Annotated in this window: 17 protein-coding genes; 7 read left to right on the forward strand and 10 right to left on the reverse strand. The window is 74.9% G+C overall.

Going from position 1 to position 20,936, the window contains the following annotated elements; genetic code table 11:
• On the forward strand, positions 1 to 512 hold a 512-nt coding region (locus tag ACZ6X9_RS04600), incomplete at its 5' end, for a sigma factor (protein ID WP_469776408.1).
• Positions 509 to 1,855 (forward strand): anti-sigma factor family protein, encoded by a 1,347-nt coding sequence (locus ACZ6X9_RS04605; protein WP_469776409.1) that lies wholly within the window; start codon positions 509 to 511, stop codon positions 1,853 to 1,855. The genes ACZ6X9_RS04600 and ACZ6X9_RS04605, both read left to right, overlap by 4 nt.
• A gap of 119 nt (positions 1,856 to 1,974) precedes the next feature.
• Here ACZ6X9_RS04605 and purU read toward each other — a convergent pair whose 3' ends face one another.
• From purU to ACZ6X9_RS04625, 4 genes are all read right to left on the reverse strand, one after another.
• Positions 1,975 to 2,865 (reverse strand): formyltetrahydrofolate deformylase, encoded by an 891-nt coding sequence (gene purU, locus ACZ6X9_RS04610; protein ID WP_469776410.1) that lies wholly within the window; start codon positions 2,863 to 2,865, stop codon positions 1,975 to 1,977.
• A 240-nt stretch (positions 2,866 to 3,105) separates the two neighbouring features.
• Entirely contained in the window at positions 3,106 to 3,549 is a 444-nt protein-coding gene (locus ACZ6X9_RS04615; RefSeq protein WP_040890138.1) for an SCO4402 family protein, read from the reverse strand.
• A gap of 126 nt (positions 3,550 to 3,675) precedes the next feature.
• Positions 3,676 to 5,421 (reverse strand): hypothetical protein, encoded by a 1,746-nt coding sequence (locus ACZ6X9_RS04620; protein WP_469776411.1) that lies wholly within the window; start codon positions 5,419 to 5,421, stop codon positions 3,676 to 3,678.
• 307 nt (positions 5,422 to 5,728) lie between these two features.
• Positions 5,729 to 7,117: a transcriptional regulator gene (locus ACZ6X9_RS04625; protein ID WP_469776412.1), complete on the reverse strand. Its 1,389-nt coding sequence runs from the start codon at positions 7,115 to 7,117 to the stop codon at positions 5,729 to 5,731.
• Between the two features lie 328 nt (positions 7,118 to 7,445).
• Here ACZ6X9_RS04625 and ACZ6X9_RS04630 point away from each other — a divergent pair, with 328 nt between their 5' ends.
• From ACZ6X9_RS04630 to ACZ6X9_RS04645, 4 genes are all read left to right on the forward strand, one after another.
• Positions 7,446 to 8,120, forward strand: a complete 675-nt coding sequence (locus ACZ6X9_RS04630; protein WP_152262118.1) for a bifunctional DNA primase/polymerase — start codon at positions 7,446 to 7,448, stop codon at positions 8,118 to 8,120.
• 156 nt (positions 8,121 to 8,276) lie between these two features.
• Complete coding sequence (locus ACZ6X9_RS04635) at positions 8,277 to 9,065, forward strand: ABC transporter ATP-binding protein (protein ID WP_469776413.1); 789 nt, start codon at positions 8,277 to 8,279, stop codon at positions 9,063 to 9,065.
• Positions 9,062 to 10,702 (forward strand): transporter, encoded by a 1,641-nt coding sequence (locus ACZ6X9_RS04640; RefSeq protein WP_469776414.1) that lies wholly within the window; start codon positions 9,062 to 9,064, stop codon positions 10,700 to 10,702. Before ACZ6X9_RS04635 ends, ACZ6X9_RS04640 begins: the two co-directional genes overlap by 4 nt.
• A gap of 80 nt (positions 10,703 to 10,782) precedes the next feature.
• Positions 10,783 to 11,379, forward strand: a complete 597-nt coding sequence (locus ACZ6X9_RS04645) for a DUF7691 family protein (protein WP_469776415.1) — start codon at positions 10,783 to 10,785, stop codon at positions 11,377 to 11,379.
• Positions 11,380 to 11,719: 340 nt separating this feature from the next.
• Here the strand turns inward: ACZ6X9_RS04645 and ACZ6X9_RS04650 are convergent, their stop codons facing one another.
• The 4 genes from ACZ6X9_RS04650 to ACZ6X9_RS04665 form a co-directional block, all read right to left on the reverse strand.
• The gene (locus tag ACZ6X9_RS04650) at positions 11,720 to 13,285 is read right to left on the reverse strand and encodes an FAD-dependent monooxygenase (protein WP_469776416.1); all 1,566 of its coding nucleotides are present in this window, start codon (positions 13,283 to 13,285) and stop codon (positions 11,720 to 11,722) included.
• A 280-nt stretch (positions 13,286 to 13,565) separates the two neighbouring features.
• The gene (locus ACZ6X9_RS04655; protein WP_469776417.1) at positions 13,566 to 14,504 is read right to left on the reverse strand and encodes an alpha/beta fold hydrolase; all 939 of its coding nucleotides are present in this window, start codon (positions 14,502 to 14,504) and stop codon (positions 13,566 to 13,568) included.
• 1,026 nt (positions 14,505 to 15,530) lie between these two features.
• On the reverse strand, positions 15,531 to 15,755 hold the full coding sequence (locus ACZ6X9_RS04660) for a hypothetical protein (RefSeq protein ID WP_469776418.1): 225 nt from the start codon (positions 15,753 to 15,755) through the stop codon (positions 15,531 to 15,533).
• Positions 15,756 to 16,260: 505 nt separating this feature from the next.
• Positions 16,261 to 16,953 carry a metal-dependent transcriptional regulator gene (locus ACZ6X9_RS04665; protein ID WP_185941432.1) on the reverse strand — a complete coding sequence of 231 codons (693 nt, stop codon included), beginning with the start codon at positions 16,951 to 16,953 and terminating at the stop codon, positions 16,261 to 16,263.
• A gap of 246 nt (positions 16,954 to 17,199) precedes the next feature.
• On the opposite strand from ACZ6X9_RS04665, the gene ACZ6X9_RS04670 reads away from it, so the two are divergent.
• On the forward strand, positions 17,200 to 17,955 hold the full coding sequence (locus tag ACZ6X9_RS04670; protein WP_469776419.1) for an SIS domain-containing protein: 756 nt from the start codon (positions 17,200 to 17,202) through the stop codon (positions 17,953 to 17,955).
• A 46-nt stretch (positions 17,956 to 18,001) separates the two neighbouring features.
• Here the strand turns inward: ACZ6X9_RS04670 and ACZ6X9_RS04675 are convergent, their stop codons facing one another.
• Positions 18,002 to 19,474 carry a PAS domain-containing protein gene (locus ACZ6X9_RS04675; RefSeq protein ID WP_469776420.1) on the reverse strand — a complete coding sequence of 491 codons (1,473 nt, stop codon included), beginning with the start codon at positions 19,472 to 19,474 and terminating at the stop codon, positions 18,002 to 18,004.
• A 718-nt stretch (positions 19,475 to 20,192) separates the two neighbouring features.
• Complete coding sequence (pdxH, locus tag ACZ6X9_RS04680; protein WP_469776421.1) at positions 20,193 to 20,906, reverse strand: pyridoxamine 5'-phosphate oxidase; 714 nt, start codon at positions 20,904 to 20,906, stop codon at positions 20,193 to 20,195.
• Positions 20,907 to 20,936: the final 30 nt, after the last annotated feature.

Consider the following 20,936-nt stretch of genomic DNA (forward strand, 5'->3'; position numbering starts at 1 on the left):
TGTACGACCGCTTCGCCTCCCTCGTGCACGGCCTCGCCCACCGCGTCCTCGGCGACGAGGCCGGTGCCGACCGGGTCACCCGCGACGTCTTCGGCCACGTCTGGGAGCACCCCGGCGAATGGGACCCCCGGCAGGGCCCGCTGCGCTCCTGGATCGCCGACCTCACCCACCGGCGGGCCGTCGCCCGACTGCGGCAGTCGGAGCGCGACGGCCCCGGCGGGCCGGCCACCCCCGAGGAGATCGACGAACGCGTCCGCGCGGCCTCCGCCGCCGCCCGCGCCGACTACATCGTCGGCTCCATGCCCGCACCCCTGCGCGAGGCCCTGGACCTCGCCTACACCCGCCGCCTCGACTACCGGCGGGCCGCCGCCGGACTGGGCGTCACGGAGGACGAGGCGCGCCGTCGGCTGCGCCTGGGGCTCCAGTTGCTCTCCACCGCCCACGGTCCGCGCCGCGCCGCCTCCCACGCGCCGGGTCCGCTGCCGCCCTCCGCCGGCGGAGACCCGCGATGACCGGACGCCCGCCCCGGCCGCACCCCGTGCTCACGTCGCTGCTCGGCGCCTGGGCCCTGGCCGCCTGCTCGCCGGACGAGACGGCGGCCGTCGAGGAGCACCTGACGGACTGCGCCTCCTGCGCGGAGGAGGCCGTCCGGCTGCGGGACGCGGTCGCGCTGCTCCACCCCGAGGACAGCCTCGACCTCGACCCGTCCCTCCGCTCACGGGTGCTCTCGCACTGCCTCGACCGGCGCCCGCCCCGGATCCCGGTGCCGGGCTGGGCGGCACCCTACGAGGCGGAGACGGCCCGCCTCGACGCCCTGCTGCGGGACATCGACGAGCAGGACTGGCGGGCGCCGGTGCGGCTCGCCTGGTTCGACGGACGGCGGCCCGCCGAACGGGAGGTCAGCGTGGCCGCCGTGATCAGCCATCTCACGGCGGTGGACGGCCTGGTCGCCGGTTCCCTGGGCCTGCCCGACCCGGTGCCGGCCCCGGCCGCCGCCCTGCCCGTCCTGTCCGGTGGCGGGAGACCGCCCGGCGGCGGGATGTCATCCGGTGGCGGAAGCAGTATCTCCTCCGGTGGCGGGACGGCGTTCGGTGACAGGGCGGCGCCCGGTGGCGTCATGACGTCCGACGGCGGGGCGGCGTGCGGGAGCCGGACGGCGTTCGGCGGCGGAGCGGCGCCGGAAGGGGGAGCGGCGGAGGTCGCGGCGGGCCGTCGGCCGTTGTCGCCCGCCGGCCGCACCGAGGCCCTGTGGACGGCCGGGGACGGCCAGTCGTCCGACAGCGCCCACGCGGCCTGGCGCGAGCAGAGCCGCGCCCTCATAAGGAGTGCGTCCTTCGCCGCCGAGGCCGCCGAGGACACGGCGGCGACGAGCGTCGAGTACGGCCCGTTCAGCCTCCCCCTGCACGACGCCTTCCTCGACCGCGCCTTCGAGTGCTGGGTGCACGCGGAGGACGTGGCCGACGCCGTCGCGTACCCCTACGAGCCGCCGGCGCCGTCCCACCTCCACCGCATGATCGACCTGGCGGCCCGGATGCTCCCGGCCGCGATAGCCGGCCGCCGCCGCGCCGGTCTCGCCCCGCCGCCCCACGTGCTCACCTCCGTCGGCGCCCCCGGCCGGGCACTGCATCTGGAGGTGGAGGGAAGCGGCGGCGGCCACTGGTACATCGCCCTGGACTCCCCCGCCGCCCGCGCCTCCCCGGAGACCGAAGTGGCCCATGTGGCGCTCGACGGGCTGGAGTTCTGCCGGCTGGCCGCCGGACGCGTCGAGCCGCGGGAGGCCGCGGCCGGGCAGGACGGGGATCCCGAGGCGATCCGGGACGTGCTCTTCGCCACGGCGTCGCTGTCGCGGCTGTAACGGGCGGGGCCGGGAGGAAGCCCCTGCCGACCCCCGTGGATGGCGCCCGGCGGGGCGGCGGGGCCCGGCGGGGCGGCCGGCAGCACCGTCCCGCGGGCCTGCGGGCCTGCGGGCGTCGCTTACGCGAAGACGACCGTGCGGCGGCCGTTCAGCAGCACGCGGTGTTCGCTGTGCCACTTCACCGCGCGGGCCAGGGCCTGGCACTCGACGTCCCGGCCGATGGCGACCAACTGCTCGGGGGTCACCTCGTGGCCGACCCGCTCGACCTCCTGCTCGATGATCGGGCCCTCGTCGAGGTCGGCGGTGACGTAGTGCGCGGTGGCACCGATCAGCTTCACACCGCGGGCGTGCGCCTGGTGGTACGGCTTGGCGCCCTTGAAGCTCGGCAGGAAGGAGTGGTGGATGTTGATGATCCGGCCCGACAGCTCCTTGCAGAGGTTGTCGGAGAGCACCTGCATGTAGCGGGCGAGGACGACGAGTTCGACCTTCTCGTCGCGGACGAGGTCCAGCAGACGCGCCTCCGCCTCCGCCTTCGTGTCCTTCGTCACCGGGATGTGGTGGAAGGGGATGCCGTAGGAGCCGACGAGCTCGGCGAAGTCGGTGTGGTTGGAGACGACCGCCGCGATCTCCACCGGCAGGGCGCCGATCCGGGAGCGGAAGAGCAGGTCGTTGAGGCAGTGCCCGAACTTGGACACCATCAGGACGATGCGCATCTTCTCGTCGGCGCGGTGGATCTGCCAGTCCATGTGGAACGCGTCGCCGATGGCGGCGAAGCTGGCCCGCAGCTTCTCCAGCGTCACCGGGGCCTCGGCACCGAAGTGCACCCGCATGAAGAACAGCCCGGTGTCGTGGTCGCCGAACTGCTGGCTGTCCTCGATGTTGCAGCCGGTCATGAAGAGGTAGCTGGACACCGCGTGGACGATGCCCTGCTTGTCCGGGCAGGAGAGGGTGAGGACGTACTGGTCGGGCTGTGCGGTCCGCGCGGGCGGCGCCGGCTGCGAGGCGTTCATAGCCCAATAGCGTCGCATATCCGCGGGGCTCCACCGGACCAACCGGTTCCGCGGGAGGACGGGGAGCGGGGCCGGGGCGCGGGGCCCCGGCGCGTACGGTCGCGCCCGGTCCGCGCGGCCTCGGCAGGTCGCGCGGTCCGGGGAGGGCCTCCGGCGCATCCGGGGAGGCCCCTCCTCATGCCCGGGGAGGCCCCCTCAGGTCCCACTCAGATCCCGGATCGACCTCCGGCGCGGCCCGGGTCAGACCTTCGTCAGCACGGCCAGGACGGGCAGGGAGCGCGGCGGGACGTCCGGGTCGTCCCCGTCCCCCGCCGCCAGCCGGACGTGCGCCTCACGCGCCGCCCGCACGGCCTCGGGCCAGCCGTGGTGCTCCAGATAGGCCGAGACCGGCGCGTCGGCTCCGACCTGGTGCATGATCCGCAGGACGCGGAGCACCGCCACGTCCACCAGGGCGGCCTCGCCCGAGTCGCGGAACACCGTCCCGACGTACTTCTCCGCCGACCAGTTGTCCAGCCAGGTGTCCTCGACCAGGCGGTAGACGGCGTCGGTCACGTCTCCGTACCCTTCACGCCCGGTCAGCCAGCACTCCTGCTGGAAGGCCGGGTCCGAGAGCATGTGCAGCGCCGAGCGGACGTTCGCCCGCCAGCGCCACCATGGCATGTCATTGAGCGGCATGCCGTCCATGGTGGTCGAGCGACGGCCGCGACGGGAAGACTTCTCCGAACCTTGCACAGCGATCGATCGTACGTTCCCGCTCCGGAGTTCCGTCCAGGGGTGCCGGACGGTTCCGTCCAGGGGTGCCGGACGGCGTCAGAGCTGGGTCCACGGATGCTGCGGAAGCCCGTACTTCTTCGCGATCGGCTTCCACAGGTCGGCCGCCCGTTTCTTGGCGGCCGTCGCCTCCCCGCTGGCGCGGTCGCCGGCGAGGGCCTCCTTGCTGGGACGGGCGTGGCCCTTGTGGCAGCCGTGTTTGCCGCCGACCTGGTCGGCCCAGGCCGCGTAGTGGCTGTCGGCGGAGGCGGACGACTGCCACGCCTTGATCAACTGCGCGGTCAGGTCACCGTGGCCCGGGAGCTTGTCCACCGGCGTCTTCCGCAACCGGTCGACCAGGCCGTTCCGGTCCTTGGCGGCGTCCCGGAGGTCACCGGCCGACTTGCCGAGGTCCTTGCAGCTCCGGGTGGCGTCCACGGCCCGGATGACCGTGTCCCGGCTGCTGCCGCTGTCCTGGAGCAGCGCGTCCAGGGCCTTGGCCTGGCTCGCCCCCGGGTCGGCGGGTTTGGGCTTCTTGCTCTCGGTGCCGCCGGGGGTGGCGGAGGCGCTCGGTTCCGTCGTGGCGGAGGCGGCCTTCTGGGGCCCGGGCTCCTGCTTCTTGTCCCCGTCGTCGCTCCCGCCCCAGAAGAACGCGCCCGCGGCGAGTCCCGCGACGGCACAGCCCGCCACGACACCGCCGATCACGGCGAGGCTCCTGCCCCGGCCCGAGCGGCCCGACCGCGCCGGGGCGGGCGGGGGCGGCGCGTAGCCGGCCGGAGCGGCGGCGCCGGGCGGCGGGCCGGGGACGCGCGGGCCGGCGGGGCCGGCCGGGGGTGTGCGGGGGCCGGGCGGCGGCCCCGCCACACCGGCGCCCGCCGGGCCCGGCCGGGCGGGCGCCTCGCGGAACGCGGCGGCCGACTGCCGGAAGAGGGTGTCGAACTCGGCCGGCGGGGCGCTGCGGTCGTCGGCGGCCGGGGCGGGGGCGCCCGGCCCGCCGGGTACCGGCGGGAGGTATTGGGTGGCCGCGGAGGCGTCCGGGGCGCCGAAGGGGTCGGGGGCTCCCGCCGCTCCGGCGGCGCCCGGGGTTCCGGGAGCTCCCGGCGCGCCCCCTACCGGCGGGAGGTACTGCGTGGCCGCCGCGTCGGACTGACCCGCGGTGTTCCCCGTCGTCCCCTGAACGGGCGGCAGGTACCGCGTGGCGGCCGACGCCGCGTCGTGACCGGCACCGGCACCGGGACCGGCGAGGCCGCCCGGCACGGGCGGGAGGTACTGCGTCGCCGCTTCTCCGGCCGGCGAACCGGCGGGCGGACCGGCAGGCGAACCGGTGCCCGGCGTCCCGGGGACCGGCGGCAGGTACTGCGTGGCCGCCGCGTCGGACGGCGGGCCGGCCGGCGGGCCGCCCGGGATCGGCGGGAGGTACTGCGTGGCGGAGGAGTCCGACGCCGCGCCGGGGGCGGATGTGCCGGGAGTGACGGGCGGCAGGTAGCGCGTCGCCTCGCCGTCACCGTTCGCAGCGGGGGCCCACGGCTCCCGGAAGGGCGGGAAGTACTGCGTGGCCGGCTCGCCCTCGCCGCCGCCCGCCACGGGCGGCAGGTACTCGGGCGCCGGGGCGCGGCCCGGCAGGGGCGGTACGGGGTCGAGGGGGCGCGCCGCCGGGCCCAGCCCCTGCGGGGGGACGGGCGCGCCGGGTATTCGGGGCGGCGTGCCGGCGCCGGGCGGAGGCATCTCGGGTGGCAGCGGCGTCCGGTGTCCGGCCGGCGGGGCCGCGGGAAGCTGCGGCTCGTTTCCCTGTCCGCTCTGCGTCACCGGGGCTCCTCATGCTGTACGGGTACGGAACGGCGGCTCACGCTACCCGGTGACTTGGCGGCGGGCCACGTCGCAGGCCGGAGGGGGTGCCCCGGCCCCTCCCCTTCGCCGGTTCCCGGGGGCCGCGCTCCCGGCCCCCCTGAAACCGCCCTGCGCGCGGTCGCCTTCGGGCGCCGGACGGGCCGAAGCCGGCCCGCCCGGCGCCCGGGGGCGGGGGCAGGGGCCCGCCTTCCCGCGAGAACGTTCCCGTGAGGACCGTCCCTCAAGGACCTTCCCGCGAGAAGCGGTGGGCTCTCCCCCCTCCCCTCTACGCCGCCTGCATCTCCATCCGCGCCCCGAAGTCCCGCACCGTCGGCTCGTCCCGGTACGGCTGGAGGCGCTGCCGGAAGTCCTCCAGGTACTCCGCGCCGCGGTTCGACCGCAGGGTGCCGAGGAGTTCCAGCGCCCGGGTGCCCGTCACACAGGCCTCCTCCACCTCACGTTGCTGCACGTGTGCCGTGGCGAGCAGCAGGAGGCCGATGGCCCGGCGGCGCACGCGGCCCTCCGGGTGGTTGGCCAGGGCGTCCTCCGCGTGCCTGCGGGCCGGCTCGGACTGGCCCAGGTCGCGGTGGCAGTGGGCCAGTTCGTCCGAGAGGTACGCACGGTCGAAGTGCCGGATCCACGACGGGTCGTCGCCGGAGTCGGTGCCTCCGTCGGCCTGTTCGAGCTTGGTGACGGCCTTGGCCGCGACGGTCTGGCAGGACCGGGCGTCGCCGAGGAGCGCGTGCCCGCGCGCCTCCGCCGCGTAGAACATGGCCTCGACCCGCGGCGTGACCTGCCCCCGGGCGCCCTCCTGCGCCGCCTTCGCGAGCTGGGCGATCTCCCGGGGGTTGCCGAGCGACGCGGCGAGGTGGCTCATGCTGGCGGCGAGCACGTAGCCGCCGTAGCCACGGTCGCCCGCGGCCTGCGCGAGCCGCAGGGCCTGGATGTAGTAGCGCTGGGCGAGCCCGGGCTGCCCGGTGTCGACGGCCATGTAGCCCGCCAGTTCGGTCAGCCGTGCGACGGCCGCGAAGAGGTCGCGGCCGACCGCCTCCCGGTACGAGCCGGCGAGCAGCCCGGACACCACGCTGTTCAGGTAGTGGACCACGACCGGGCGGACGTGCCCGCTCCCGTACCGGTGGTCGAGTTCGACGAGCGCGTCCGTCGTGGCGCGGACCGCCTCGACGTCCGACACCCCCACCCGGGCGCCCGCGCTCCGCGCGACCTGCGGATCGGCGCCGGTGATCAGCCAGTCGCGGCTGGGCTCGACCAGCGCGGACGAGGCGACCGAGGTGCCGCTGAGGAAGTCCCGGCGGCCGACGTCGCTCCGCCAGAGCTCGCAGACCTGCTCGATCGCTCCCATGACGGTCGGGGAGAACTGCAGGCCCACGCCCGAGGCGAGGTTCTTGCCGTTGGCCATCCCGATCTCGTCGATGGTGACGGTGCGGCCGAGCTTGCGGCCGAGCGCCTCGGCGATGACGGCCGGAGCGCGCCCTCGGGGCTGTTGGCCGCGCAGCCAGCGGGCGACGGACGTCTTGTCGTAACGGAGATCAAGACCGTGCTCGGCACCGCACATGTTGACGCGGCGTGCCAGGCCGGCGTTGGAGCAGCCGGCTTCCTGGATGAGCGCCTGCAGCCGTTCGTTCGGCTGCCGCGCGACGAGTGGCCGTGCGGCCATCTGTACCCCCTGAGACTGCTATGTGTTCGCGAAGTCGTTCACGGAGCCCTTCGCGACATGCGGAGAAGCTGAGACGGCTGAGAGCACCTTCCTCTGCGATCTTTCCCCCCAATGTCCTGAGAATGCCGGACTTTCCCGTATTGATGCCAGAGCGTTGATGAATGCGTCGGCTGTGCCGGCTTCTCGCCTCGCAGGTGGCTACCCCCCTCCCGGGGCGAAGCCGCCTCTGCGCCCCCGCACATGCATCCGTGCGCCCCGTGTGCTGATCCCCGCTGCCCCCATGCACCCCCGGGGCGGCCCGTAACCCCTGGTGACAAGGGGAGTTGTGATGAACGTGGAAGAGACGATCGGAGTAGGGACCCCGCGCATCCCCCAACAACGTGGCGAGCGCGTCCTCGACGCCGCGGTGCGGTACGCGGAAGAGCGGCACTGGGACGTTTTCGCCGGCACCTGGCTGGAGGCCGTGGACGGCCGGGAACGCTGCTCCTGCGGCGACCTCGACTGCCCGGCCCCCGGCGTCCACCCGGCCCGGCCGGACTGGGCCACGCAGGCCACCGGCAGCGCGGTGGGCGCGCGCCGGATGTGGGCGAAACACCCCGGGGCCGCGGTCCTGCTGCCGACGGGCCGGACGTTCGACGCGCTGGACGTCTCGGAGTCCGCGGGCTGCCTGGCGCTGGCCCGGATGGAGCGGATGGGCATCGAGCTGGGGCCGATCACCAGCACCCCGTTCCGCCGGATGCTCTTCTTCGTCCTGCCGGGCGGGGCGCTCAAGGTCGCGGACGCGGCGCGCAAGCTGGGCTGGCGCCCCTCCTCGCTGGACCTGGTGGCACGGGGCGAGGGCGACTACGTGGTGGCGCCGCCGAGCCGGGTGGGCAACCGCGGTGCCGTGCAGTGGGCGCGCCAGCCCACGGCCGCCAACCGCTGGCTGCCGGACGCGGAGGAGCTGGTGAGCGCGCTCGCCTACGCCTGCGGCGGGCAGTCGGCGGAGGTGCGGGGCCGGTGACGACAGCCCTCCCGACGACACGTCGCCCCCGCCCCGGACCGGGACGGCAGCCCTTCGGAAGTCGCTGACGTTTGTCATCTGTTTCCGCCTCCGGCCCGCCCTAGGCTGAGGACGGGGGCGGGGCCTGCCGCCCCCGGGCACCACCAGGAGCGAGGGATGGCAGTGGGACAGGAAGTGACATCCGCGGCCGTACGCGTCGAGGGACTCTGGAAGCGGTTCGGCGAACAGGTGGCGGTCGCCGGCATCGACCTGGAGATACCCGCCGGCCGGTTCGTCGGGCTCGTCGGACCGAACGGAGCGGGCAAGACCACGACGCTGTCGATGGTCACCGGCCTGCTGCGGCCCGACTCGGGACGGGTGGAGATCGCCGGCCGCGACGTCTGGGCCGACCCGGCCGCCGCGAAGTCGGCGATCGGGGTGCTGCCCGAGGGGCTGCGGATGTTCGAGCGGCTGTCCGGGCGCGAACTCCTGGCCTACACCGGGCGTTTGCGCGGCCTGCCGGGTGACGAGGTGGACCAGCGGGCCACCCAGCTCCTCGACGTGCTCGATCTCGCGGGCGCGCAGCACAAGCTCGTCGTGGACTACTCGACCGGCATGCGCAAGAAGATCGGGCTGGCGGCGGCGCTGCTCCACAACCCCGAAGTCCTGTTCCTGGACGAGCCGTTCGAAGGGGTCGACCCGGTCTCCGCGCAGACCATCCGCCGGGTGCTGGAACGTTACACCGCCTCCGGCGCCACGGTCGTCTTCTCCAGTCACGTCATGGAACTGGTGGAGTCGCTGTGCTCCTGGGTCGCCGTCCTCGCCGCGGGCCGCATCCGCGCGCACGGCACCCTTGAGGAGGTCCGGGGCGAGTCGCCCACGCTGCAGGCGGCGTTCCTCGACCTCGTGGGCGCCCGGCGGGCGGCCGAGGGCCAGGAGCTCGACTGGCTGGGCGGCGCGCGATGACCGCCACGACCGCCACACCCGCCTCCGCCGCTCCCGCCACGTCCGCCCCTCTCCTCTCGCTGACCCCGCTGTTCGCCCGTCTCAAGGTGACGCTGCTGCGCAACGGCCTGCGCCAGTCGAACAAGCGCAAGGCCGTCTTCATCGCGTCCGTCGTGCTCACCGCCCTGCTCGGCGCGCTCCAGTTGCTCGGCCTGGCGACACTGCGCGGCACCGAGCACGCGGCGGCGCTCACCGTGCCGCTGGCGGTGCTCCTCGCCCTCGGCTGGGCGGTGGTGCCGCTGTTCTTCCCCGGTGGCGACGAGACGCTGGACCCCACCCGGCTGGCGATGCTGCCGCTGCGGCCCGCGCCGCTGATCGCCGCGCTGCTGGTCAGCTCGCTGATCGGCGTCGGGCCGGCGTTCACCGTGCTGATTTTGGTGGGCTCGGTGATCGCTACGGCACACGGGGCCGCCGCGTTCGCGGTCGCCGTGCCCGCGGCGCTGCTGGCGCTGCTGGTCTGCGTGGCCCTCACCCGGGCCGTCGCCACCGCCAACGTCCGGCTGCTGTCCAGCCGCAAGGGACGCGACCTCGCCCTGCTCAGCGGCGTGATCGTCGGCGTCGGCGCGCAACTCGTCAACCTGGCGCTGCGGAAGCTGACCGAGGCCGGGCTGGCCCGACTGGAACCGGTGGCGGACGTGACGCGCTGGATCCCGCCGGGCTCGGCGCTGGACGCCGTCCGGGCCACGAGCGACGGCGAGTACGGCCTCGCCGCCGCCGAACTCGCCCTGACAGCCGTCGTACTGGCCGCCCTGATGCTCTGGTGGCAGCGCACCCTCACCCAGGTCATGACCTCGCCGGACTCCTCCACCCTCGTCGCCGCGACGAAGCCGGAGAAGGAGCGCGCAGCCGGCGCGGGACCGGCCCGACTGCTGCCCGCCGGCCGGACGGGCACGGTGGCCGAGCGCCAGTTGCGCTACGCCTGGCGCGATCCCAAGACCAAGACCTCCTGGGGGACGATGCTCGGCATCGGCGTCGCCGTCCCCCTCGTCAACATCGTGCAGGGCGGGCACAGCCTGTACATCGTGGCCGTCGCGGTCGTCATGCTGACCGGCCTGATGTACAACCAGCTCGGGCAGGACGGCCAGGCCTTCTGGATGGTCCTCCAGACCATCGGCTCGCCGCGCGACGCGCTCGACGAACTGTGCGGCCGCGCCCTGGCCCTGGCCCTGATCACCGTCCCCTACCTCGTCCTGCTCGTCCTGGGGATGGCGGCGGCCACCGGCCGCTGGGACCAGTGCCCGGAGGTGCTGGGCCTGTCCCTCGCGGTGCTGGGCGGGTTCCTCGGCACGGGCGCCATCGCCTCGGTGCGGTACCCCTACTCCGTCCCGCAGGACCACGCCTTCAAGAACGTCGCCCCCGGCCAGACGGGCATCGCCTGGCTCGGCACCCTCTGGTCGCTGGCCGGCATGGCGGCGTGCGCGCCCCTGATCGGGCTGACGATCGGCCTGCACCGGGCGGACGCTCACAGCCTGCTGTGGACGGTGCTGCCGCTCGGAGTCGTCTACGGGCCGCTGGCCGCCTGGGCGGGGCTGCGGTTCGCCGCGACGCGGATGCCGCGTCGGCTGCCGGAGATCCTGGAGGCGGTGAGCAAGGCGTAAGCGCGGGCGGGAGCGGTCCCGCGCGGGGCGTGCCACCGTGGGCCCGGGACGTTGTCAGTGCCCGGGTCTACGGTGGTTCCATGAGTTCAGCGATGTCCTTCTCCCTGCTCGACCTCGCCGCCACGCGCGCCTTCATCGGCTGCCGTGACGAGGGCCTGCTGCACGCCGTCCGCGACAACTTCGGCGCCGACCTGGCCGCCGCGGACTCCTGGTTCGCCGACGCGATAGGCCGCGGCGCCCCCACGGCGTACCAGGCCCTGGAGGCGGTGATCGCCGGCGGCCCGTTCGACGAGGAATACGGCTTCCAGTACGGCTACGCGTACAAGAGGCTCTGCGAACTCACCGGATACCGCCTGTCCAACGACAACTTCTGCCCGATACGGGCCTCATGGCTGCCCGAACTGGACAAGGCGATGGCCGCGCTGGGCATCACCGCCGTCTCCGTCTCCGACCTCACCTACTCCCTCCCCGACCCGCTGCCGTACACCGACCTGCCCGGCTACGGCGAGTGGACGGCGGACGAGTGCGCCAGGGGCCTGGCGCAGTGGGAGGCCACCACGGAGGAGCAGCGGCAGGCCGTGGACCCGGCGACGCTGGAGGTGATCGAGGAATGCGTGGGCTGGATGCGGGCCGCGGGGCGGAAGCCCGGGCTCGGGGTGGTCGGCTTCATTTCGTGAGGCGTTGACGGTGGGGACCACCCGGGGGCCTGGGAGTACGCCGACGCGGACATGGGGGCTGACGCGGAGGCCGGGGGGTGATGCGGAGGCGGGGGGGTGATGCGGAGGCGGGGGGGGTGATGCGGAGGCAGGTGGCCAACACGGAGGCGGAGGCGGCTAACGCGGAGGCAAGTGGCCAACACGGAGGCGGAGGCGGCCAACACGGACGGGGGCTAAGGCGGACGGGATTGGGGGGCTGAGGCGGACGGAGTTGAGGCGGACGCGTGGTGCCGGCGCGACGGGGTGACGGGCGGTGAGGTGCCGGGCGGTGGGGGTGCCGCCCGTTCGGTCCGGGGGCCGGTCACGCGGCGGTGGTGCCGCGGTCCCCCTCCGCGGCGGGCCGCGCCTCCCGTTCCGTCCCCGGCTTCATGTCCCTCTCCGCCTCCGCGTCCTTCCGTGAGCCCGGCAAGGTCCAGCTCGCCGGTAGCTCCGCCGCCGACTCCACGTAGCCGTCGGGGCGGACGAGCAGGGTCGTGCTGGCGGCGTCGGCGCGGGTGACGGTGCGGGCGTGCGGCGGGGCCGGCGGAACGTCCGGGCCCGTGTCGCGGGGCAGGACCCGGATGTGGGTGCCGGCGCGCAGCGCCTCGTAGAGGCGGGTGGGACCGTCGCCGGTCTCGGCGAGCGGCAGGTCGGGCGCGCGCCGGCCGGTGAGCGGATGGGCGCCGGGAGGCGCCGGATAGGCGACCGCGAGGCCGGAGACCGTACGGGCGAAGTGGTGTCCGACGAACGGGGCGAAGGGCAGGGCGCGGGCCACCGTGTCGCGGACCCCCCGGACCACCGGGGAGTCGAGCAGCACGGAGCGGACGATGGCGCCGCTGACGCGCAGCACCTGTTGCCCGACGGGGTGCCGTTCGTCGTGGTAGCTGTCCAGCAGGGCGTCCCCGGCCCGGCCGTGGAGCACGGCCGCGAGCTTCCAGCCCAGGTTGGCGGCGTCCTGGAGGCCCGCGTTCATGCCCAGGCCGCCGGCCGGCGAGTGGACGTGCGCGGCGTCCCCGGCCAGGAACACCCGGCCGTCGCGGTACCGGGGCACCTGGCGTTCGTCGCTGTGGAAGCGCGAGGTCCAGCGGGCTTCGCTGAACCCGAAGTCGGTGCCGAAGAGGGCCTGGGTGACGTCCTTCAGCTCGTCGAGGTCGACGGGGGCGTCGGTGGGCAGTCGGGTGCCGCGCCGCCAGGCGATGACCCGGAACCAGCCGTCGCCGAACGGGACGACGAACGAGAACCCCTCGGCGCCGCCCCGGAACGCGGGCAGCTCGCGGGGCGCGGCGTCGAGCCGTACGTCGGCGAGCATCACGGAGTCGAGCACGGCCCGGCCCGGGAACGGCATCCCGATGGCCTGCCGCACGGTGCTGTGCACGCCGTCGGTGCCGACCGCGTAACGCGCCCGCAGCGTGCGCGCGCTGCCGTCGGGCTCCTCGACATCCAGCTCCACCCCCTCGGGGTCCTGCCGCAGCCCGGTGCAGCGCACCCCGCGCCGGATGTCGGCACCCGCCGCCACGGCGCGCTCCTCGAGGAGGCGTTCGACGTGGTACTGCGGGGTCATCAGGACGCCCGGGAAGCGGGTGTCCAGCCGCCCGAGGTCGATGGCGGTCCGCCCGAACAGGCGCACCCCGCCCACCAGGTGCCCCGTGGCGATCAGCGCTTCGGCGAGCCCCCGCGCGTCGAACGCCTCCAGGGTCCGGGCGTGCACGGCGAAGGCCCGGGTGAGGTTGGACTCCGTGCTCCGACGCTCCAGCAGCACGACGCGGACACCGGAGGCGGCGAGATCCCCGGCCAGCAGGAGGCCGGTGGGCCCGGCGCCGACGACGACGGCGTCCGCCGTCGGCTCGGTACGCGCGGGCGTGACGGGCATGGCGGTGGGAGCGGACATGACGGCCTCCTTCGGCCGGTTCCGATGGCCTGACCCTTCCAGTGCACACCCGGGTCGCACATTATGTCAACAGGTGTTGAATTAAAGGGAGCGACGGGTGCCGGGGCTCGTCTCGGCGGGCGTTTCGGCAGTTCAAAAGGTTCACAAAGTTCGCGGAGCCGGGGAGTTCGTGGAGTTTTGGGAGTTCGGGGAACCTCACGGCGGACGGCGCATGGGCAGCCGCGGCGGGCCGGGCCGCGACGGGAGTGCGGCCCGGCCTGCCCACGCTTCCGTGCGCTCCCTAGACGGGGACCGCCGCCCGGAGGAAGGGCTCGGCCGCGCGGCGCCAGGCGGCGGGCTGGTCGTAGTGGAGGAAGTGACCGGCGTCGGCGACCTCGGCGTAGCGCCCCTGCGGAAGGACGCGGACCATCTCCTGGGCTTCGGCCCGGCCCAGCTCGCCGTCCAGCCCGCGCACGACGAGGGCGGGACACTCGACGAGGGCCAGCTCCTCCCAGTGGGCGTCGTGGGCGTAGGCCTCGCGGGCCAGGAGCATCTGCCGGCGGAAGAAGAGCGGGCGCCAGCCGTCCGCGCGCTCGGCCATCACCTCGGCGTAGAAGTCACCGCGGGCCGGGGCCGGGCGGTCCAGGGTCGGGTCCTCCTGACCGAACCAGCGGCGGACGTCCGCCAGCGTCGCGAAGGGCACCGGCCAGGACTTGAACCACTCGCCCCAGCGGCGCTGGGTGGCGGCGCCCAACGCGGAGGCGCGCATGTCGCAGATCACCAGGGCCCGGACGAGGTCCGGCCGACGGGCCGCCAGCCGCCAGGCCGTGAGAGCGCCCATCGCATGCCCGATCAGGGTGACCGGGGCCAGCCCCAGACGCTCCACGACCGCCTCGGCGTCGGACACGTAGGCGTCCAGCACGTACGGCCCGCCGACGGGCTTCTCGCTGCGCCCGTGCCCCCGCTGGTCGAGGGCCACCACGCGGTACCGGCCGGAGAGCCAGCGGGCCGTCTCCGCCCAGTGCGCCGCGCGGCCCATCAGACCGTGCAACAGCAGCACCCCGCCCGCGCCGGGCTCCCCGGCGGCGCCCAGCGGACGGTGCTCCGGCCTCTGGAGCATGGCCGGCGCGGCGCCCACCGGCGCCCGGCCGAGCGCGTCGACCGCGTGCGTCCGGTCGGCGAACTCCCAGGCGGCGAGCCGCACCCCACCACTTCCACTGACATCGATACGCCGCGCCATCACTCCAGGCATCCCCACTTCACCCCCGGACAGCTCCACCTTATGGAACCCCCTTTCGAACGAGACGGTTCTCGCGCCCAACACCCCTCGTTCGAGTGACCGGGGCCGAGGGTTGACCGTCGTCGCCAAGGGGAGAAATCGACTCGGGCGCGGACCGCTCGGGGAAACAGGTCCGCGAGGCGCACCCTGGGAGCTCGGGGCCCCGGGTCGCCAGAGGGGAAATACGGGGAGGCGGGGCCCCGGCCGCCCGCGAGGGCGCCGGGGCCCTTGTCACGCTTGGCGCCCCTGCGGCGCGCGGGGACTCGGTCACGTGGCGCGGCATCCCTTCCGGGCGCACCGACTCGGTCGCGCGCCCCACCCGGATCCGCGCCTGCGGGGCGCACGGCGCGTGCGCCGGACGCACGAGGGCGGTCGCGCCGGACGCGCCTGCGGGGCGCCCCGGCCGGCCCGTGACCGGCGCGCCGGCGGGCGCCTGGACCCCGTGCGGCACCCGTGCCGGACGCCCGAAGACGACCCCACCCGGCCCACCGGCCGGACCGGCCGACCCGCCTATGCCCGACCCGCCCGCGTGCGCCGGACGCACGAAGGCGGTCACGCCGGACGCGCCTGCGGCGCGCCCCAGCCGGCCCGTGACCGGCGCGCCGACGGACGCCTGGACCCCGTGCGGCACCCGTGCCGGACACCCAAAGACGACCCCACCCGGCCCACCGGCCGGACCGGCCGACCCGCCTATGCCCGACCCGCCGGCTGACGCCGCCACGTCGTACGACGCACACGCCGAACGGGCGGGGACGACCGCGCCCGACGCTCCCGCCGGACAGGCCTGCTTCCCGGCCAGCGACGGTAACCCGTACGGCGCACGTGCTCCGCACACGGGAACGAACACCGTGGCGTCCGGGCGCGGGCCCCAGGGCCTCCGCGCCACGACGGGCCGGACGGCAGCGGGCCGCGCCGCTGAGGGCCGGACAGCGGCGGGCCGAGCCGTTGAGCGTCGGGCAGCGGCAGACCCGACGGCAGCGGGCCGGACTACGGCGGGCCGTACCGCTGAGGGTCGGACAGCGACAGGCCGGACAGCGGCAGACCCGATGCCGGAGGGTCGAGCCCCTGAGGGCCGGACAGCAGCAGACCCGACGGCAGCGAGTCGAGCCCCTGAGAGCCGCACAGCGGCAGGCCGGGCACCGGCAGGCCGGGCAGCAGCAGGCCGAAGAGCAGCAGGCCGGAGGGTGACGGTCCAGATGGCGGTCCCGTCACCGGTGCGGGTGGTGACCGGTGCCGACGCCACGTCGGCCGCGCGGACAACGACCGCGGCCGGCACCGCACCGGCGGCACGAGCGGCAGCCGCAGCGGCGGCGCGGGCCGTGGCCGCGGCGGATGGCGCGTCGGCAGTCGCACCCGGCGGCGCCCCTGCGCCGGCCTCACGTGGCACAGGCGCCCCCGGAGACCCGGGCAGCGCGCGGAGCACCCCGTGCCTCATCGGGCCCCCTCCCTGGTCGGCGGCGCGAGCGCATATGCCACTACGCCAGCGTGACACGCCCCGGGGGCGTCTGTACGCGATCCGTCGACTTCCGCCGACTCCGGCCGGGGAATGGGTAGTTGACCACACCGGCGAGCCCGCCGACACCCCGTGGGGAGCGGCGCGTGGGGCCGCGCGGCGGCGCGGGCACGGCGTGCGCGGGCCGCGCCGGCGGGCGGCGCACGGCCGGTGGCGGAGGGAATCCACCGGTCAGCGCCGGTCACCCGGGGGAGGGGAGCGGGGTCAGCGCTTGGCGACGAAGACGTGCGAGGCGATCTCCGAGGCCAGCTCGGCGGACTCGCCACTGCTGCCGACCATCACCCCACCGGGCGACTCCGTCACGCTGACCACGGCACCCGGCTGCACTCCCACGCGCCGCAGGGTGTGCATGAGCTGCGCGTCGCTCTGGATGGGCTCGCCGATGCGGCGGACGACGACGGTCTTGCCCTCGGTCCCGGGGGTCAGGTCCAGCAGGCTGACCATGTCCTCGTTCAGGTAGGGGTCGGCCTCCGCCTTCTCGCCCAGCTCCTCCAGGCCGGGGATGGGGTTGCCGTACGGCGACTCGGTCGGGTGGCGCAGCAGCTCCAGCACGCGGCGCTCGACCGCCTCGCTCATCACGTGCTCCCAGCGGCAGGCCTCCTCGTGGACCTGCTCCCACTCCAGGCCGATCACGTCGACGAGCAGGCACTCGGCGAGCCGGTGCTTGCGCATGACGCGCGTCGCCAGCCGGCGGCCTTCCTCGGTGAGCTCCAGGTGGCGGTCGCCGGCGACCGTGACCAGGCCGTCGCGCTCCATCCGCGCCACCGTCTGGCTCACCGTCGGGCCGCTCTGGTCCAGCCGCTCCGCAATGCGCGCACGCATCGGGACCACACCTTCCTCTTCCAGCTCCAGGATGGTGCGGAGATACATCTCCGTGGTGTCGATCAGTCCGGACATGCGTGCCCCTCGATAAGTCGTGCGCTGGCCCTGGACCCAATTCTGACGCATACCACCGACAAGCCGGGCGTGTACCGTCCGGCCCGCGGCCGCCGTATTGACAGGGCCCAGGTCAAAGCCGCAACGTGAGCCGCGCCATCACGACGGCCCCCGGGCGCCGGCACGACGCCGACGCCCCGCCGCCGTGCGGGCGCGACCTGACCTGACGCCGACGACGCCGACAGAGATGCCGAGGAGCCCATGGCGATGAGCGGGAACAAGCTGGCCGGCCAGTTCTTCGACGCCGCGATCGAGCTGCTCCGGCGCGCCCGCGACGAGGAGGCGGAGCACATCGCCGCGGCGGCGGACCTGATCGCCGGCACGGTCGCGGACGGCGGGCGGATCTTCGTCTTCGGTGCGGGCCACTCGTCCATCGCCGCCCAGGACGTCGTCTACCGCGCCGGCGGCCTGGCCCTGGTCAACCTGCTCGCCGTCCCCGGGACCGTCGGCGTCGACGTCACTCCCGCCACCCTCGGCAGCGCGCTGGAGCGGGTGGACGGGCTGGCGGGCGCGGTGCTCGACACCAGCCCCGTGCGGGCGGGCGACGTCCTCGTCGTGATCTCCCTCTCCGGCCGCAACTCGCTGCCCGTGGAGATGGCGATGAACGCCCGCGCCCTCGGCGTCCGGGTCGTCGGCGTCACCTCGCTCGCCTACGCCGAGCACACCAGGTCCCGGCATGCGTCCGGCACGTTCCTGAAGGACCACTGCGACGTCGTCATCGACAGCAAGATCGGCATCGGGGACGCGGAGCTGACCGCCGACGGCATCGCCGCCCCCTTCGCCCCCGCCTCCACCGTCGTCACCAGCGCCCTGATGCAAGCGGTGATCGCCTCGGCCGCCGGGGAGCTCGCCGCGCGCGGGATCGAACCGCCGATGCTGCGGTCCGGGAACGTGGACGGCGGCCACGAGTGGAACGGCCGGGTGCTCGCCGAGTACCGGGACCGGATCTTCTTCCGGCACTAGACCGGGCCGACGGGATAAGGGTCCGGCGGCCCCTCGCCCCCGGCCCCTACCCCGCCGTGACCGTCGCCAAATCCACCGCCGCCGCCACCCGCGTGGCGATGTCCTCCGCGTACGTCGCGTCCGCCCGGTCGAACGGCCGGCGGGACGGGCCGCGCAGGAAAGTGACCACACCCACCGTGCGCCCGCGGCTGCGCAGCGCCGTGGAGAGGGCGTGCTGGGTGCCGGCGGGCCACTTGCGGGCTGTGGCCCAGTCGCGGGTGCGGTCGGAGACGGCCCGGACGGAGCCGCAGCGTTCGACCGCCTGGAGGGCGGGGTGGCCGTCCCCGTACGGCACCGGGAGGCAGCCGCGGACGGAGGCGGTACCGCTGCCGCCCGTCGCCCCGGCCGGGGTGGCGGCGGCGCGGAGCAGCCGGATCGGGTGCTCGGGGTCGGGCTCCGGTTCGGGGAGGACGTCGATCAGGGCGTGGTCGGCGAAGCCGGCCAGGGCGAAGTCCATGTAGAGGGCGGCGGCCTCCATGGGGTCCTCGCACTCGGCGACCGCCCGGCCCGCCCGGTGCAACTGGCTGCCGCGGAACCGCAGCCGGGCGCTCTCCTGCTCGGCCAGCCGGGCCTTGGTGACGTCGAGGAAGAGCCAGGCCACGCCCAGCGGCACCGGCTCCTCGGCCAGCGGCGTGGCCAGCCGGAGGAAACCGCTCCGCCAGCAGCGCCGTTCGGGCGCGCCCGCCGAGCGGCCGTCCGCGCCGGCGTCGGCGCCGCTCCGGACGGTGACCCACAGCTCGGTCGGGGCGGGCGGCGCGCCGTTCGCCAGGACGTGCTGGAGCGCGCTCTCCACGTCCTCGAGACCCTGGTCGAGCAGGTCGCCCAGCGGGCGGCCGAGCAGCCCGGAGCGGCTGCACCGCAGGGCCCGCGCCGCGTGCGCGTTGGCCAGGGCGGGCCGCAGGTCCGCGTCGATCAGCAGGACGCCCCAGGACGCGTCCCCGAACAGGGCCTCGCTGAGCGCCACCGAGCGCTCCAGGTCGATCTGGGTGTGCACCTCGCTGAACGCGCAGTACACGCCGGCCGGCTTGCCGTCGGGGCCCGGCACGGCCGAGGTCTGGGTGCGGACCAGGACCCGGCCGCCGTCCTTGGTGAGCAGCGCGAACTCGTCCACCTGCCGCCCGTTGCCGCTCATCGCGTCCGCCAGCCGGGCGGCGAGCGCCGCCGCGTCCGCCTCGCGCACCGCCCACCCGGCGAGGCCCTGCCGGCCCACCGCCTCTTCCGCCGTCCAGCCGAGGATGCGTTCGGCCTCGCGGTTCCAGTGGGTCACGGTGCCTTCGGCGTCGAACGCGCAGAGCGCGGCGTCCATGCCGTCGAGGAGGGCGGCGAGGAGGTCGTGATCGTCGCCCTCGGGGGGAGAGCCGCGGCCGTCGGCGTCGCGACCGGCACCGGGGACGGACCCGGGACCGACGGCGTCGGTGTCGTCCCCCGCCGCCGGCCGGGCCTCGTGGCGGGCGGGACCGGAGTGGTGTGGAGCGGTCACGAGATACCCCCTGCTGGACGCGTCTGCATGTCCTGCACGACGGGCCATTCAACTCGACCCCGCCGGGCACCACACCGTCTTCGGCGAAATCGGTGCTCGCGGAAATTCGGTTGTGGCCCTCCCGGGGGCTGCCTAGTGTGTGGGGCACACGAGAAGGGAGGTGATCGGACAGATGGTTTCAGTCCGGACGCGTGAGGTGACTGCGGGCTAGCGCCCGTCGTCGCGCACAGCGCAGCGCCGGGTCTTCCGGGTCCTCACGGGCCCCGGGACAGCCGGCTCAATTCCCAGCAGTCACCCGATCCGTGGGCCGCCGAGTCGTCCGCTCGGCACCGCCGCGCCCTCCGGCGCGACGGTCAGCGGCCCACGGATCGTCTGCGTGTTGCCGGGGTGGTTTTGTGTGTTGCCGGGGTGGTTCCGTCCGGCATTCCTGCGGACTCAGCCGCCCCACTCGCCGCATACGTTGCACCCCCACGGGCTCGACCGCCCCGCGCGTCACGTCCGCCGCACCGCTACGGGGTCCACCGCCAGACGCGCGCCACATCCACCGCACCCTCGCGGGCACGACCGCCACACGACCCGCTGGCGACCGCACTCCCTACGGGCTCGACCGCCGCGTTCGTCGCATCCGTCGCACGGTTACGGGCTCAGCCGCTCCACCCGCCACGTCCGCCACACCGCTACGGGCTCAGCCGCTCCACCCGCCACATCCGCCGCACCGCTACGGACTCAGCCGCTCAACCCGCCACATCCGTTCCGGGTCTCGCTCCCGCTCCGGCTCGGTCACCCGTACGAACCGCAGCCGGTCATGCAGTCGGTTCTCCCGTCCCTGCCAGAACTCCACGCTCTCCGGCACCACCCGTAGCCCGCCCCACTCCGTGGGGACCGGCACCTCCGTGCCCTCCGGGTAGCGCGCCGCCAGTTGGGCGTACGCGGCGTCGATCTCCTCACGGGAACCGACCACCGTCGACTGGGCGCTCGCCAGGGCGCCGACCTGCGAACCGTGCGGGCGGGAGTGGAAGTAAGCCGCCGTCTCCTCCGGAGCCACGCGTTCCGCCCGGCCGCCGACCCTGACCTGACGGGCCATCGGGTGCCACGGGAACAGCAGCGAGACGTACGGATTGGCCGCGATCTCCCGGCCCTTGCGCGAGCCGTAGTTGGTGAAGAAGACGAAGCCGCGCTCGTCGTACGCCTTCAGCAGCACCGTCCGCGAGCTCGGCCGCCCGGCCGCGTCCACCGTGGAGACGACCATGGCGTTGGGCTCCTCCAGCCCGCTCGCCGTCGCCTCGGCGAACCACCGGGCGAACTGCCGGAACGGGTCGTCCGCCAGGTCCCGTTCCAGCAGGCCGGACGTGCGGTACTGGGCGCGCATGGCGGCGGGATCGGGGGCGCTGCCGGGGTCCTCGGCCGGTGAGAGGGGGGAGACGTGGGACATGCGCTCATCTTGCAGCACGCGCGGGGACGT

It is taken from the genome of Streptomyces sp. NPDC052910 (assembly GCF_055585605.1).